The sequence below is a fragment of the Lactobacillus leichmannii genome (assembly GCF_024701915.1).
GTDB lineage: Bacteria > Bacillota > Bacilli > Lactobacillales > Lactobacillaceae > Lactobacillus > Lactobacillus delbrueckii.
On sequence record NZ_QOCY01000053.1, the window covers coordinates 23,529 to 37,597 of the forward strand.

The 14,069-nt window shown below is 51.6% G+C and carries 14 protein-coding genes; all 14 read left to right on the plus strand.

Features of this window, described 5'->3' with window-relative positions; genetic code table 11:
* Nucleotides 1–119: 119 nt before the first annotated feature.
* The 14 genes from rpsU to DS743_RS08125 all read left to right on the plus strand — a co-directional run bounded on the left by rpsU (nt 120) and on the right by DS743_RS08125 (nt 13,478).
* On the plus strand, nt 120–296 hold the full coding sequence (gene rpsU, locus DS743_RS08060) for a 30S ribosomal protein S21 (RefSeq protein WP_002880182.1): 177 nt from the start codon (nt 120–122) through the stop codon (nt 294–296).
* A gap of 153 nt (nt 297–449) precedes the next feature.
* Nucleotides 450–1,397 (plus strand): PhoH family protein, encoded by a 948-nt coding sequence (locus DS743_RS08065; RefSeq protein ID WP_035161276.1) that lies wholly within the window; start codon nt 450–452, stop codon nt 1,395–1,397.
* Nucleotides 1,397–1,921, plus strand: a complete 525-nt coding sequence (gene ybeY / locus DS743_RS08070) for an rRNA maturation RNase YbeY (RefSeq protein ID WP_002880169.1) — start codon at nt 1,397–1,399, stop codon at nt 1,919–1,921. Before DS743_RS08065 ends, ybeY begins: the two co-directional genes overlap by 1 nt.
* Before the next feature lies 1 nt (nt 1,922).
* Entirely contained in the window at nt 1,923–2,342 is a 420-nt protein-coding gene (gene cdd / locus DS743_RS08075; RefSeq protein WP_002880164.1) for a cytidine deaminase, read from the plus strand.
* Nucleotides 2,326–3,231: a GTPase Era gene (gene era, locus DS743_RS08080; protein ID WP_003612996.1), complete on the plus strand. Its 906-nt coding sequence runs from the start codon at nt 2,326–2,328 to the stop codon at nt 3,229–3,231. Before cdd ends, era begins: the two co-directional genes overlap by 17 nt.
* The gene (recO, locus tag DS743_RS08085; RefSeq protein ID WP_013439692.1) at nt 3,231–3,980 is read left to right on the plus strand and encodes a DNA repair protein RecO; all 750 of its coding nucleotides are present in this window, start codon (nt 3,231–3,233) and stop codon (nt 3,978–3,980) included. Before era ends, recO begins: the two co-directional genes overlap by 1 nt.
* A 265-nt stretch (nt 3,981–4,245) precedes the next feature.
* Nucleotides 4,246–5,157: a glycine--tRNA ligase subunit alpha gene (gene glyQ / locus DS743_RS08090; protein WP_003615321.1), complete on the plus strand. Its 912-nt coding sequence runs from the start codon at nt 4,246–4,248 to the stop codon at nt 5,155–5,157.
* A complete protein-coding gene (gene glyS / locus DS743_RS08095; protein ID WP_035184580.1) occupies nt 5,150–7,216 on the plus strand; it encodes a glycine--tRNA ligase subunit beta in 2,067 nt (688 codons plus the stop codon). The genes glyQ and glyS overlap by 8 nt, the downstream gene beginning before the upstream one ends.
* A gap of 31 nt (nt 7,217–7,247) precedes the next feature.
* A complete protein-coding gene (dnaG, locus tag DS743_RS08100) occupies nt 7,248–9,086 on the plus strand; it encodes a DNA primase (protein ID WP_035184578.1) in 1,839 nt (612 codons plus the stop codon).
* On the plus strand, nt 9,058–10,176 hold the full coding sequence (gene rpoD / locus DS743_RS08105) for an RNA polymerase sigma factor RpoD (protein ID WP_003615317.1): 1,119 nt from the start codon (nt 9,058–9,060) through the stop codon (nt 10,174–10,176). The genes dnaG and rpoD (DS743_RS08105) overlap by 29 nt, the downstream gene beginning before the upstream one ends.
* Nucleotides 10,177–10,217: 41 nt before the next feature.
* Complete coding sequence (rpoD, locus tag DS743_RS08110) at nt 10,218–11,339, plus strand: RNA polymerase sigma factor RpoD (RefSeq protein ID WP_072544181.1); 1,122 nt, start codon at nt 10,218–10,220, stop codon at nt 11,337–11,339.
* A gap of 35 nt (nt 11,340–11,374) precedes the next feature.
* Entirely contained in the window at nt 11,375–12,511 is a 1,137-nt protein-coding gene (locus DS743_RS08115; RefSeq protein WP_035161261.1) for a sigma-70 family RNA polymerase sigma factor, read from the plus strand.
* Between the two features lie 11 nt (nt 12,512–12,522).
* On the plus strand, nt 12,523–13,245 hold the full coding sequence (locus tag DS743_RS08120) for an RNA-guided endonuclease InsQ/TnpB family protein (RefSeq protein ID WP_231128290.1): 723 nt from the start codon (nt 12,523–12,525) through the stop codon (nt 13,243–13,245).
* Nucleotides 13,242–13,478 carry a zinc ribbon domain-containing protein gene (locus tag DS743_RS08125; protein ID WP_051977313.1) on the plus strand — a complete coding sequence of 79 codons (237 nt, stop codon included), beginning with the start codon at nt 13,242–13,244 and terminating at the stop codon, nt 13,476–13,478. Before DS743_RS08120 ends, DS743_RS08125 begins: the two co-directional genes overlap by 4 nt.
* Nucleotides 13,479–14,069: the final 591 nt, after the last annotated feature.

The following is a 14,069-nucleotide window of genomic DNA, read 5'->3' on the forward strand; positions in this document are numbered from 1 at the left end:
TTAGCCCAAAAAAACTTTTTAAAAAATCTGTCCAGTCTATTGACGATTAGTCAATTTTTGCTATAATTTAGACATATGTTTATGGCAGCAATGCCAAGAAATGGAAGGAGGGATCACACATGGCTAAGACTATCGTTCACGAAAACGAGTCTATTGATGATGCTCTTCGTCGTTTCAAGCGTTCCGTTTCTAGAAGTGGTACTTTGCAAGAATACCGCAAGCGTGAATTCTACGAAAAGCCAAGCGTTCGTAGAAAGTTAAAATCTGAGGCCGCTCGCAAGCGTAGACATTATTAATCGACTGAAGCTCTCGTGAAAACGGGAGCTTTTTTCTTGCTTATTTTCCGTGTTCTCTTTTGGCCTAAATCGTGTATCATTGGTTTAGAAGAGTATAGTCTGGCGGACAGAGATGTGCTTGCCCGCTGGTTTGAAAATGAAGGAGTTCTTTTATTGGAAAAGAAGTTTTTGCCCCACAGCAGCGAAAATGTCCAGAAGCTGGTGGGCGTAAATGACAGCAATTTGAAGCTGATCGAAGAAGGCTATGAGGTTATCGTTACTGACCTGGGTGGTCAGATCAAGGTTGCTGGACCTGAAGAGCAGGTGGAGACCGTCTTGCGGGTTTTAAAGGCCTTGGACGGGGTAGCCAGCAACGGGATCAATTTAACTCCGGCCGATGTGGTCAGCGCCATGAAAATGGCTGACCGGGGGACAACTGAATACTTTGGCGACCTCTACAAGCAGATCTTGATCAGAGATGCTAAGGGCCGGCCAGTCCGGGTCAAGAATATGACCCAGAAGAGCTATGTTGAAGCCATCAACAAGAGCGACGTGGTCTTTGGGATCGGACCCGCCGGGACAGGGAAGACCTTCCTGGCTGTCGTCTGCGCGGTTGCTGCCTTTAAGCGGGGAGAGGTCTCCAAGATCATCTTGACCCGGCCGGCAGTTGAAGCCGGGGAATCCCTGGGCTTTTTGCCAGGGGACCTTAAGGAAAAGGTTGACCCTTACCTGCGTCCAATCTATGACTCCCTTTATGCCATCTTAGGGCAGGGACCAACTGACCGCTTGATGGAGCGGGGCGTTATCGAAATCGCTCCTCTTGCTTACATGAGAGGGCGGACCTTGGAAGAAGCTTTCGTCATTTTAGACGAAGCGCAGAACACGACTGACGCCCAAATGAAGATGTTTTTAACCCGGCTGGGCTTTAACTCCAAGATGGTGGTCAACGGGGACATGACCCAGATCGACCTGCCTGGCAAGGCCCACAGCGGTTTGATTACGGCCCGCAATATCCTGCAGGGGATCGACCAGATCGAGTTCGTGGAATTCAGTGCGGCTGACGTTGTCCGGCACCCAGTCGTAGCAAAGATTATCAAGGCATATGAAGAGGAAGGAAAATAATGCAGGGAATTGACGTAAGCTACAGCGATGAAGTCGGCTTTTTGACTAAGGGAGACCGGGACTGGGAAGACTGGATCATGCAGCTGCTCCTCATGGCGAAAAAGGAAATCGGCAAGGACAATGCCCAGGAAATGAGCATCAACTTCGTTGACGAAGACCGGTCGCAGGCTATCAACCGGGACTACCGGGATAAAGACCGGCCAACCGATGTGATTTCTTTCGCCATTGAAGACGGCGACGACGGCCTGGACCTGGCTATGTTCACCCAGGACCCGGACTTTACCGAAGACATTGGCGACTTGTTCATGTGCCCAAGTGTCATCGAGCGCCACAGCAAGGAATATGGCACCGGCTTTGACCGGGAATTTGGCTACACGATCGTGCACGGCTACTTGCACTTAAATTGCTATGACCACATCGAGCCAGACGAAGCCAAGGAAATGTTTGGCATCCAGGGCAAGGTTTTGGAAGAATATGGCCTGCCCCTTTATCCGGACCAATTAGACGAAGGAAGAGGAAAATAGCATGAACGAGTTGGAAGAAAAACTCTTTTTGCTGGCCAAGGACCATTTGGCGGATGCCTATAGCCCTTATTCCCACTTTCACGTGGCCAGCGCTTTAGTGACGGACGCGGGAGAAATTTTTACCGGGGTCAATATTGAAAACTCTTCTTTTGGCTTGACCAACTGCGCCGAACGGACGGCGATCTTCTCCTGGGTGAACGCTGGCCGGCCGGGCAAGATCAAGTGCCTTTTGATCATCGGCAACACTGACCGGCCAATCTCCCCTTGCGGGGCCTGCCGGCAGGTAATGAGCGAATTTATGGCTCCGGAAACGGAAGTAATTCTGACCGACAGCCAGGGGGACTATGAGCACTTTACAGTTGAGCAATTGATACCATACCATTTCACAGAAAAGGACATTCAAGATGGGGCAAACAAGTAAACACAAGTCAGGTTTCGTAGCATTGGTTGGCCGGCCAAATGTAGGCAAGTCAACCTTGATGAACCGCTTAATCGGGCAGAAGGTGGCGATCACCTCCGCCAAGCCGCAAACTACCAGAAACAAGATTTCCGGCATCTACACTGAAGATGACATGCAAGTTGTCTTTGTCGACACGCCGGGAATTTTCAAGAGCCATTCCGACCTGGACGAATACATGGACAAGGCCAGCCTGTCTTCTTTAAAGGACGTTGACTTAGTCATGTTCATGGTTGACGCTAAAGAAGCCGGCAAAGGTGAGGAATACGTGGCCGGTCTTTTGAAGGATTTGGATATTCCAGTATTTTTGGTTATCAACAAGATCGATCAGGTTCACCCAAATGACCTTTTGCCAATCATCGACTCCTACCAGGCCGTCGGCAAGTTCGCGGAATTTTTGCCAATTTCCGCCCGGCAGGGCAACGGGGTCGACGACTTGCTCAAGACCTTGAAGGACTACTTGCCAGAAGGACCGCAATACTACGCTTCAGATGAAGTAACCGACCGGCCGGAATACTTCGTGGTGGCTGAGATGATCAGAGAACAGATCCTCCGCTTGACCGACCAGGAAGTTCCCCACTCAACTGCTGTCTGGGTTGACCAGATGAACCAGCGGATCAATGGCAAATTGCAGATTGATGCCACGATTTTTGTGGAAAAAGACGGGCAAAAGCGGATCATTATCGGGCAAAGAGGGTCCATGATTAAGCAGATCGGGATGCGGTCCAGAAAAGAAATCGAAAATCTTCTGGGCGAGAAGGTTAACTTGAAGCTCTGGGTCAAGGTACGGCGCGACTGGCGGCAGGACCCGGCCTTCCTCAAGTCCATCGGCTATGACAAGAAGGAACTTTAATGGCCGCTGACCTGCTCGATGTCCACGGCCTGCTTTTTAAAAGGCAGCAGTATAAAGAGGCTGACATCTTGGCCAAGCTCTGGACCAAGGAACTGGGAATCGTCACCGTAATTGCCAAAGGTGGGATGCGGCCCAAGTCTCAGCTGGCCGCCGCGGTTTTGCCCTTTACGGAAGGGACTTTTGGCATCTTGACCCGCTACAAGGGGATCAGCCAGCTGTGGACCTATAAGAAGCTCAGCCAGCACGATGAGCTTTTTACCGACCTGGACAAAAATGCCTATCTTTCTTATCTTTTTGACTTAGCTGACCATGCCTTCAGCGAGTACCAGAAACTGGGGGGCTACTATGACCTTTTGCTAGTGGCCTTTAACCGGATCGTGGCCGGCCAGGACCCGGAAATTATTGCCCAAATTGTCCAGCTGCAGCTCCTGGATGCCTTCGGGGTAGCTCCTCAGCTGGGGGCCTGCGTGATCTGCGGCAAGGAAAAAGGAATTTTTGACTATTCAATCGCCGCCGGCGGGGTGGTCTGCAGCGACCATTTCCGCTCTGTCAGCCGCCTGCACTTGTCGCCAAAGGCTACTGCCTTAATCAGAACCCTGGCCCTTTTACCAATCAGCCGTTTAGGGGAGATCCAGATCGGCGAAGATTTGAAAAAGGAAAGCCGGCGGGCCATCGCCCAGATCTACCAGGCAACAGTGGATTTGCACCTGCCCAGCCTCCGCTTTTTAAATGAGGTCCGGGGCAGCTGATTTTCCTAAAAAAACATGAAAAGAAAAGGGATTTGTGGTAAAATTAGCCTGTATATTGGTAATGATGAGGAAATAAAAAAGTACCGCGGCAGCGAGTATCGGTTGGTGGAAGGATACAGCGGGAAAAGGCCCCTCTAGCCAAGCTAATTAAGAGCAGGAGGCAAATAGGCTTCCTGAATTAGGGTGGAACCGCGAATACTTTTTCGTCCCTATGCAAAAATAAAATTGCATAGGCTATTTTTATGGCCTTGCATAGGAGGTAACTATGGCACAAAAATTAGATATTCAGACCATGATCTTCAAGCTTGAACAGTTCTGGGCTTCAAAAGGCTGCATGATCATGCCGTCATATGATGAAAACAAGGGTGCGGGGACGATGAGCCCATACACCTTCTTGCGGGCAGTCGGGCCTGAACCTTGGAAGGCCTGCTACGTTGAGCCTTCCCGCCGGCCAGCTGACGGGCGCTACGGGGACAACCCGAACCGGCTCTTCCAGCACCACCAGTTCCAAGTCGTTTTAAAGCCGGCTCCGCTGGAAATCCAGCAATACTACCTGGACTCCTTGAAGGTTCTAGGCATTGAACCTTTGGAACACGACATCCGCTTCGTTGAAGACAACTGGGAAAACCCATCCATGGGCTGTGCCGGTGTTGGCTGGGAAGTCTGGCTGGACGGGATGGAAGTTTCCCAATTTACCTACTTCCAAACTGTCGGCGAACTGGACGTCAAGCCAACCATGGGCGAAATCACTTACGGGGTTGAACGGCTGGCTTCCTACATCCAGGACGTTAACTCAGTCTTTGACCTGGAATGGGGCGACGGCGTCCTTTACCGGGACATTTTCAAGGAACCTGAATACGAACACTCCAAGTACGCCTTTGAAGAAAGCGACCAGAAGCAATTGCTGGAATTCTTTGACACTTACGAAAGAATTGCCAAGCGCCTTTTGGGCCAGAACCTGGTTCACCCGGCTTACGACTACATCTTGAAGTGTTCCCACACCTTCAACCTACTGGACGCCCGGGGGACAGTCTCAGTAACTGAACGGGCCGGCTACCTGCACCGAATCCGCAACATGGCTCACGAAGTAGCGGTTAAGTTTGTGGAAGAACGTGAAAAGCGCGGCTTCCCATTGTTGAAGAGTGCACAAGCAAAGGCGGAGGCAAGCAATGACTAAAGACTTTTTATTTGAAATCGGCGTTGAAGAAATGCCAGCCCACGTGGTCAGCAAATCAGTCAAGCAGCTGGCTGACAGAACTGGCAAGTTCTTGAAGGAAAACGGCCTGGGCTTTAAGGAAATCAAGACCTACTCAACTCCCCGCCGCCTGACTGTCCTGGTCAAGGAACTGGATGAAAAGCAGGCTGACGTGGACGAAGTCAAGAAGGGGCCGGCCAAGAAGATCGCCCAGGACGCTGACGGCAACTGGACCAAGGCCGCTGTCGGTTTTGCCCGCGGCCAGGGGATGAGCGCCGACGACATCTACTTTGAAGAACTCAAGGGCGTGGAATATGCCTACGTGCACGTGCAAAAGGCCGGCAAGGAAGCTAAGGAAATCCTCTTGGGCCTGGATGAAGTAATCAAGGCCATGACCTTCCCGACCAAGATGCGCTGGGACTCCCAAGACTTTGAATTTGTCCGCCCGATCCACTGGCTCGTTGCCCTTTACGGCAGCGAAGTCGTCCCAGTTGAGTTCCTGGACATCACTGCCGGCCGCAAGACTGCCGGTCACCGCTTCCTGGGCGACAGCGTGGTTTTGGCCAACGCTGACGACTACGTGGAAGCTCTGCGGGATCAATACGTCATCGTTGATGCTGACGAACGCAAGGACATGATCGTTTCCCAGATCAACGACCTGATAAACAGCCACAACTGGCAAATCAAGCTGGATGCCAGCCTCTTGGAAGAAGTCAACAACCTGGTTGAATACCCGACTGTTTTTGCCGGCTCATTTGACCAAAAGTACCTGGAAATCCCGGACGAAGTCCTGATCACTTCCATGAAGGACAACCAGCGCTACTTTGAAGTCTACGACCAGGAAGGCAAGCTGATCAACTACTTCATCTCCGTGAGAAACGGGAACAAGGACCACTTGGAAAACGTGATTTCCGGTAATGAAAAGGTCCTGGTTGCCCGCCTGGATGACGCGGTATTCTTCTACGACGAAGACCGCAAGTACCCGCTCAGCCACTTTGTTGACCGGATGGACAGCGTTTCCTTCCACGACAAGATCGGTTCTATGGCAGAAAAGATGACCCGGGTCCGGATCATCGGCGACTACCTGGCCAAGAGATTCGGCCTGTCAGCTGAAGAAGTGGCTGACTTTGACCGGGTAAGCGGCCTGTACAAGTTCGACCTGGTAACCCAAATGGTCGGCGAATTCGCTGAACTGCAAGGGGTTATGGGGATGCACTATGCTCGCCTGGCTGGCGAAAACGAAAACGTTTCTGTTGCCATCAAGGAACACTACATGCCAACCACGGCTGAAGGCGACTTGCCGAAGACCAAGGTCGGCGCCCTCTTGTCAGTTGCTGACAAGCTGGACACCATTATCGCATTCTTTGGTGCCGGGATGATTCCTTCATCATCAAACGATCCATACGCTTTGCGCCGTTACGCTTACGGGATTGTCCGGATCCTTTTGAACGAAGACTGGTCCCTGCCATTTGACCAGGTTGTTCCAGAAATCGTGGAACTTTTGTCTGGCAAGACTCCGGCCAAGCTGCCGCAAGGGGCGGAAGAAGACAAGCAACTTGCTGACTTCATCCGTGACCGGATCAAGCAGTTCTTGCAAAAGAACAACTACCAATACGACGTTATCGACGCCGTTCTGGCATCAAGCGAACAAGATCCAAGCCAGATCCTGGCCGCTGCCAAGGTTCTGCAGCAGCACCATGACGACAAGGCCTTCAAGCCAGTCGTTGAAAGTCTGACTAGAATCGCCAACATCTTGAAGAAGGCTAAGTTCAGCCAGGCTAGTCCGGTTGACCCAAGCTTATTTGAAGACAGAAGCGAACAAGACCTTTATAATGGAGTTGAAGCTTTGGCAAATGTCAAGGACCATGCTGAACTTTACGAAGCCTTCGTTGCCTTGCAAGGGGTAATCGACCGCTACTTCGACGTCAACATGATCATGGCCAAGGATGAAGCAGTCAAGAACAACCGCTTGAGCCAGCTGGCAGCTGTCAATGACCTGGCCAAGCGCTTGGGCGACTTGAGCAAGTTGGTTATCAAGTAAGAAGCAAATTTTTAATAAAGGGTGAGGCAAATTGGCTGGAAGAATTTCGGAAGATTTTATCAATGAAGTTCGGGGCAGCGTAAATATCGTTGACGTGATCAGCCAGTATGTATCACTGGAGAAGAGAGGCAAAGACTATGTTGGTCTTTGCCCTTTTCATCAAGAAAAGACCCCCTCTTTCAGCGTCAACCCGGACAAGCAGTTCTTCTACTGCTTTGGCTGCCATAAAGGCGGCAATGTCTACAAGTTCATCATGGAAAAGGAAGAAGTTACTTTTCCAGAAAGCGTTGAAAGAGTAGCGGAATTCGCCAATATCCCCATGCCCCAGGAATACCAGGAGCAGCCGGTCAAGCTGAATCCTTTGATGCAGATGCACAAGGAAGCGGCGGACTTTTACCAGAAGGTTCTCATGACTACCAAGATCGGGGAAAGGGGCCTGGAATATGCAAGAAAAAGAGGCTTGAACGATGACCTGCTCAAGCACTTTAAGATCGGCTATGCCCCAGGCAAGTCCGACCTGCTCTTGACCTATTTGCGAGGCGAAGGCTATACGGATGATCAGCTGGCGGAAAGCGGCTTGTTTGTCAAGAGCCAGGACGGCCGCCTCTTTGACCGCTTCAGAGACCGCTTGATGTTCCCGATGAGTGATGAAAGCGGCCACCCGGTAGCCTTTTCCGGCCGGAGAATCAGCGATGACCCGGAAGAACCCAAGTACTTGAACAGTCCGGAAACCAGCATCTTCAACAAGTCCGACCTGCTCTTCCACTTTTCAGAAGCCAAGAAACATGCCAGAAAAGAGGGACACCTGGTCTTGTTTGAAGGACATATGGACGTGATTTCGGCCTATAAGGCCGGGGTCAAGACCGGGATTGCCTCCATGGGGACCAGTTTGACCCAGCAGCAGGTCTATATGATCCGCCGGATCACCAAGCAAGTCGTCATCAACTATGACGGCGACGATCCAGGCCAGCACGCAACTGAACGGGCGGTGGGCCTCTTCAAGCAGGCCGGCAACTTTGACCTGGGCATCGTGATCCTGCCTGACAAGCTCGACCCGGACGAATATGTTAAGCAGTACGGATCGGACAGCTACCAGGCCGCGATTAGAGGGGCTATTTCGACCACTGACTTTTTCCTGCAGCGCTTAAAGAAGAAGTACAACTTAAACAATGAGCGCGAGCAAGTGGCCTATTTAAGAGAGGCAGTAGCGGAAATCGCCGCCTTGCCCAACCCGGTTGAACAAGACCTTTATGTAGGCCGCCTGGCCAAGGAAACCGGAGTCTCCCTCGACGCTTTAAAGGTCAACTTGTCCAGGGCCCGCCGCAAGCAGCGCCGGGTGGACCAGCATACCAGCAGCGAAGTCCTGCCCGAGCTGGCCCCCTTGGCTCCAGCCGCGGATCCGCAGCCGGTCACCAGGGCTCTAAAGGCCCAGCAGCGCCTGCTTTATGCCTACATCTATTCTGATGAGGCCCGGGACTACTTGACCGTCAACGGTTTTGTTTTTCCAAACCCGGAATACGAGCGCCTGGCCAAACTTTGGCTCAATTACATTGAAACTCATGAAAATGTTTCATTGAGCGGATTTTTGGATTTTATTCCTGAAGAACTTCAGAGTATAATTGTTAGTACTGATATGACCGGGCTGCCAGGGAAAATCACCTTGGAAGAGCTCGAGGCGCAGGTTCGGGTACTCAACCTGTGCAAGATAGATGATGAGATCGACCGCCACATGCAGGCGATTGCAGACGCGCGTCGGCGAAACGACCAAACGGCAATTTTGCTGGAAACACAGGCAATTTTGCAGCTAAGGCAACTGAAGCTGCAGGAAGAGGAGGCAGTTAGTGACAGAAGAAAAGCAAACCAAGGCTAATGAGATGTCCCTGGAAAAGGCGGTGAAGCTGGTTGTTGAGGGAGTAAAGGCCAGCCACCAAATCACTGAAGCTGCTTTCGAAGACCGCTTGATCAAGCCCTACAAATTAGAGGGCAAGGCCGTCGACCAGCTGGTCCAGGAATTTGAAGACAACGGGATCAGCATTGTTGATGAGGACGGCAAGCCTTCCAAGCTGGCTCTGACCAAGCAGAAAAATGTTGAAAAGGCGGAACTGAACAATATGGACGCCCCGACCGGGATGAAGATGAACGACCCGGTCAGAATGTACTTAAAGGAAATCGGCCGGGTCAACCTTTTGACCAGTGAGGAAGAAGTCGCCCTGGCCAAGCGGATTGAGGCCGGCGATGAAGAGGCCAAGCAGGAACTGGCTGAAGCCAATCTGCGTTTGGTTGTCTCGATTGCCAAGCGCTATGTCGGCCGGGGGATGAACTTCCTGGACTTGATCCAGGAAGGGAACATGGGCCTGATGAAGGCGGTCGACAAGTTTGACTACCGGCTGGGCTACAAGTTCTCCACTTACGCGACCTGGTGGATCCGGCAGGCAATCACCCGGGCAATTGCCGACCAGGCCCGGACGATCAGAATCCCGGTCCACATGGTGGAAACCATTAACAAGCTGATCCGGATCCAGCGCCAGCTCCTCCAGGATTTAGGCAGAGACCCGGAACCGGAAGAAATCGGGGCGGAAATGGACTTGCCGGTCAAGAAGGTTAGGGAGATCTTGAAGCTTTGCCAAGAGCCGGTTTCTTTGGAGACCCCAATTGGGGAAGAAGACGACTCCAATTTGGGCGACTTCATCGAAGACAAGGACGCGATGAGTCCCGAACAGCACGCGGCCAATGAGATGCTGAAAGAGCAGCTGGCCGAGGTTCTGGATACCTTGAGTGACCGGGAAGAAGAAGTCCTCCGTTTGCGTTTTGGCTTAGATGATGGCAAGGCCAGGACTTTGGAAGAAGTCGGCCAGCATTTTGAAGTGACCCGGGAACGGATCCGGCAAATTGAGGCCAAGGCCCTCAGAAAGCTCCGCCACCCGAGCCGGAGCAGCCAGTTGCGGGATTTCTTAGATTAATGTGTAGCGTGATGCTGCTGTGATAGAGTGAAGGCAATCAAATGACAGACAAAGCTAAGCAGACAGGAAAGGCAGACCAGGTATCCCTGGCTGAAGCCGTTAAGTTAGTTGTTAAGGATGTCAAGAAGAGCAAGCAAATTTCTGAAAAGGAATTTACCGACCGCTTGCTGAAGCCTTACCAAATCGAAGGCCGGGCGGTCGATCAGCTGGTGCAGGAATTTGAAGACAACGGGATCAGCATTGTCGATGACAAGGGCGAACCGTCCAAATTGGCCCTGGCCAAGCAGAAAAACGTGGAAAAGGCAGAGCTGGAACACTTGTCAGCCCCAGGCAGTCGGATGAATGACCCGGTCCGCCAGTATTTGAAGCGGATCGGCCGGGTCAGCCTGCTCAGCGGGGATGAAGAAGTCCAGCTGGCCAAGCGGATTGAAGCCGGCGACCAGGAGGCCAAGGATGAACTGACCAGTGCCAACCTGCGTCTGGTGGTTTCCATTGCCAAGCGCTATGTTGGCCGGGGGATGAGCTTTTTGGACCTGATCCAGGAAGGGAACATGGGCCTGATGAAGGCGGTCGACAAGTTTGACTACCAGCTGGGCTTCAAGTTTTCTACTTACGCGACCTGGTGGATCCGACAAGCAATCACCCGCGCGATTGCCGACCAGGCCCGGACGATCAGAATTCCGGTTCATATGGTAGAAACCATTAACAAGCTGATCCGGATTCAGCGGCAGCTTCTCCAGGATCTGGGCAGAGACCCGGAGCCAGAAGAAATTGCCGCGGAAATGGACTTGCCGGTCAAGAAGGTCCGGGAGGTCCTCAAGGTGGCCCAGGAGCCAGTTTCCTTGGAGACACCGATTGGGGAAGAGGATGACTCCCACTTAGGCGACTTTATTGAAGACAAGGACGCGACCAGCCCGGAACAGCACGCGGCCAGTGAAATGCTGAAAGACCAGCTGGCGGAAGTGCTTGACACTTTGACTGACAGGGAGGAGAATGTATTGCGTCTGCGTTTTGGTCTGGATGACGGAAATCCCCGGACTTTGGAAGAAGTCGGCCGGGTCTTTGGCGTGACCCGGGAGCGGATCCGGCAAATCGAGGCCAAGGCCTTGCGCAAGCTGCGGCACCCAAGCCGGAGCAACCGGTTGCGTGACTTTTTAGAGTAGTAAATTTTTAGCAGAATAAGAACAGGGCGGATTGAATGGCAAAAGAAAATGCTTCTAACGTAAATGATTTTCCACTGGAAAAAGCAGTTAAAATGGTGATTACCGGTTTAAAGAAGACCAAGCAGATCCGCGAAAAGGACTTGAAGGCCCGGCTCTTGCTGCCGTATGGTCTGAATGATGCCGAAACTGCCAAGCTGGTAGAAGAGTTTGCGGACAATGGGATTAGTATCGTTGACGACCAGGGTGAACCGTCTGCTCTGGCCCTCAAGGCTGAAGAAGAAGCTGAAAAGAAAGAACAAAAAGAACTGGTCGCTTCCAGCGACAATGACCGGGTTTACGACTCGGTTCGGATGTATTTAAAGGAAATCGGCAAGGTCCCGCTTTTGAGCCGGGACGAAGAAGTAGAAGTAGCCAAGCGGATTGAAAACGGCGATGAGTCAGCCAAGGATGAACTGGCCGCCGCCAACCTCCGTTTGGTTGTCTCCATTGCCAAGCGCTATGCCAAGCACAATGGGAAGATGGGGATCCTGGACTTGATCCAGGAAGGCAATATCGGCCTGATGAAGGCAGTTGACAAGTTTGACTACTCCAAGGGCTTTAAGTTTTCAACTTATGCTACCTGGTGGATCCGGCAGGCCATTACCCGGGCCCTGGCTGACCAGGACCGGATGATCAGAATCCCGGTTCACGTAGTGGAAAGCATAAACAAGATGAACCGGATCCAGCGGATTCTGCAGCAGGACCTGGACCGGGATGCCAAGCCGGAAGAGCTGGCCGCGGAAATGAATGAACCTTTGCAGAAGGTGCAGGAAATTATCACGGTAGCCAAGAACCAGGAAACTGACTCTTTGGACAAGCCGGTTGGCGAAGAAGGGGACTCGCAATTGGGGGACCTTTTGGAAGACAACAAGGCAACCAACCCGGAAGAATACACTGCTTTTGAAATGCTGAAGGACCAACTGTCCAGCATGATGGGTGAGTTCCTGACTGACAGAGAAGCTAAGGTCTTGAAGCTGCGCTTCGGCCTGGAAAACGATGAGCCGCACACTCTGGAAGAAGTTGGCCGCAGTCTGGGTGTTACCCGGGAACGGGTCCGGCAGATTGAAGCTAAGGCTGTCAAGAAGTTGAAGCACCACTCAGACCTGCTCCAGGACTACTTCTCAGCAGAATAGACAGAAAAAACATGTTTCCATTTTTTGGAAGCATGTTTTTTTGCTTTTTTCAATCCAAGAAAGCCAGACGCCAAGGCTTTAAGTTGAATCAAGGCGTGGCTCTCGCAAAGGAAGGCAATCACGGAAAGCTAACCTTGCCCGTCCCAGCACCTTATAAGGGTGAGTGGCATAGCATAAGATTTTCTGAAGTTCCCAAAAATGCCGAATTTGGGACGGTAAGCTTTTACCGTGAACACGGCCATTACTACATGGCAGTTCCTTACAAGTATGAAATGCCACCATACATTCACAAGCATACGGGTAAGAAGACGGGGATCGATGTCAATGTCAGCCATTTCAATGATGCAGAAGGGGAACACTATTTTCTGCACAAGGGAAACAATGGCGCCGCCAATCTTGGAAGAGTCTATGAGAACATCAAACACCAGCAGCGGATTCTGGCAAGAAAGCTGGAAGAAAATGGCCAGATTGCCGGGAAGCGCTCAAAAAGCTATCAAAAAGCGAGAACCAAGCTTCAGAAGCTTTACGAGCGTGCTCACCGCATGCAGGATGACGCGATGCACAAGTATACGACTCACCTTGTCAGAGAATATGATGCAATCTGCATTGAGGATCTGGACGTCAAGGGCATGCTTATGAGCCACGTTGCTTCTAAAGCGTACACCGTGCGCTATTTGGACGCTTTCGCAGCTATCTCGAATACAAGTGCAAGTCAGCCGGAGTTAAGCTGGTGATTGCCAACCGCTTTTATCCAAGCACCCAGCGCTGTGCAGTCTGTGGCAACATCAAGAAAAATGACGAAAAGATCACCCTTTCTGGCAATAAGAAGCACGGCACCAAGCACAATGAATACGTGTGCTACAACAAAAAATGCCCGAACTACAACAAGGTTGTAGATCGGGACATGAACGCGATGATGAATCTTACTTTTTTGATTGATCATCCAAGATACAATAAAGCATTGTAAAAAATTGAAGGATCCGCAAGGATCCATGCGGGCAGGCTAATGGCCGGAATGCCATCTGTTGCTTGGACAGTTGCGTAAGTGGCTGTTTCGGTGCAGCCGGCTCACCGGACGAGAGGCCAATCAGCCGCTTTGGCGGCGAATTGGCTTCTGCGACCGCGCATGCAATTCCTCAAATGGAAGAACATGCGAGAAGCGAGTTCAGAACTCGTGAGCCAGTTCGGTTGCTCATCTTCGGATAAAGGCATTGTCTGCGGCTTCGGCCGTACAGGTGATGTGGGCATACCGAGTGCAGAGATCGCCCACGCTGTCAATGCGAAAGCTTGGCAGTGAACGCTCGTGAGAGAAATGGAAGCCGGCAGAGTCCTATATTATGTGCTGGGTATGTTCCAGCCAGGCATGTTGGTGTCGGAAGTAAAGATATCGATGATGCGATAGTCGCAAAGTTGAATATCTTGACCATAATGTGAACCAGCCGGTATCAAGCGCACATTCTTCCACATTTCTTATAGCACTTGGCAAGGCAATGCTCAGCCTGGCTCAAAGGCCAAAAGGACTTCAAAGATCTGGTTTACAGCAGCCATTTTAAGTAGA

Coding starts and splice junctions, on each gene's coding strand:
- ybeY (WP_002880169.1), top strand. CDS start 1,397: ATGCAGGGAATTGACGTAAGCTACAGCGATGAAGTCGGCTTTTTGACT.
- DS743_RS08120 (WP_231128290.1), top strand. CDS start 12,523: ATGTTTCCATTTTTTGGAAGCATGTTTTTTTGCTTTTTTCAATCCAAG.
- glyQ (WP_003615321.1), top strand. CDS start 4,246: ATGGCACAAAAATTAGATATTCAGACCATGATCTTCAAGCTTGAACAG.
- DS743_RS08115 (WP_035161261.1), top strand. CDS start 11,375: ATGGCAAAAGAAAATGCTTCTAACGTAAATGATTTTCCACTGGAAAAA.
- era (WP_003612996.1), top strand. CDS start 2,326: ATGGGGCAAACAAGTAAACACAAGTCAGGTTTCGTAGCATTGGTTGGC.
- cdd (WP_002880164.1), top strand. CDS start 1,923: ATGAACGAGTTGGAAGAAAAACTCTTTTTGCTGGCCAAGGACCATTTG.
- recO (WP_013439692.1), top strand. CDS start 3,231: ATGGCCGCTGACCTGCTCGATGTCCACGGCCTGCTTTTTAAAAGGCAG.
- glyS (WP_035184580.1), top strand. CDS start 5,150: ATGACTAAAGACTTTTTATTTGAAATCGGCGTTGAAGAAATGCCAGCC.
- rpoD (WP_072544181.1), top strand. CDS start 10,218: ATGACAGACAAAGCTAAGCAGACAGGAAAGGCAGACCAGGTATCCCTG.
- rpsU (WP_002880182.1), top strand. CDS start 120: ATGGCTAAGACTATCGTTCACGAAAACGAGTCTATTGATGATGCTCTT.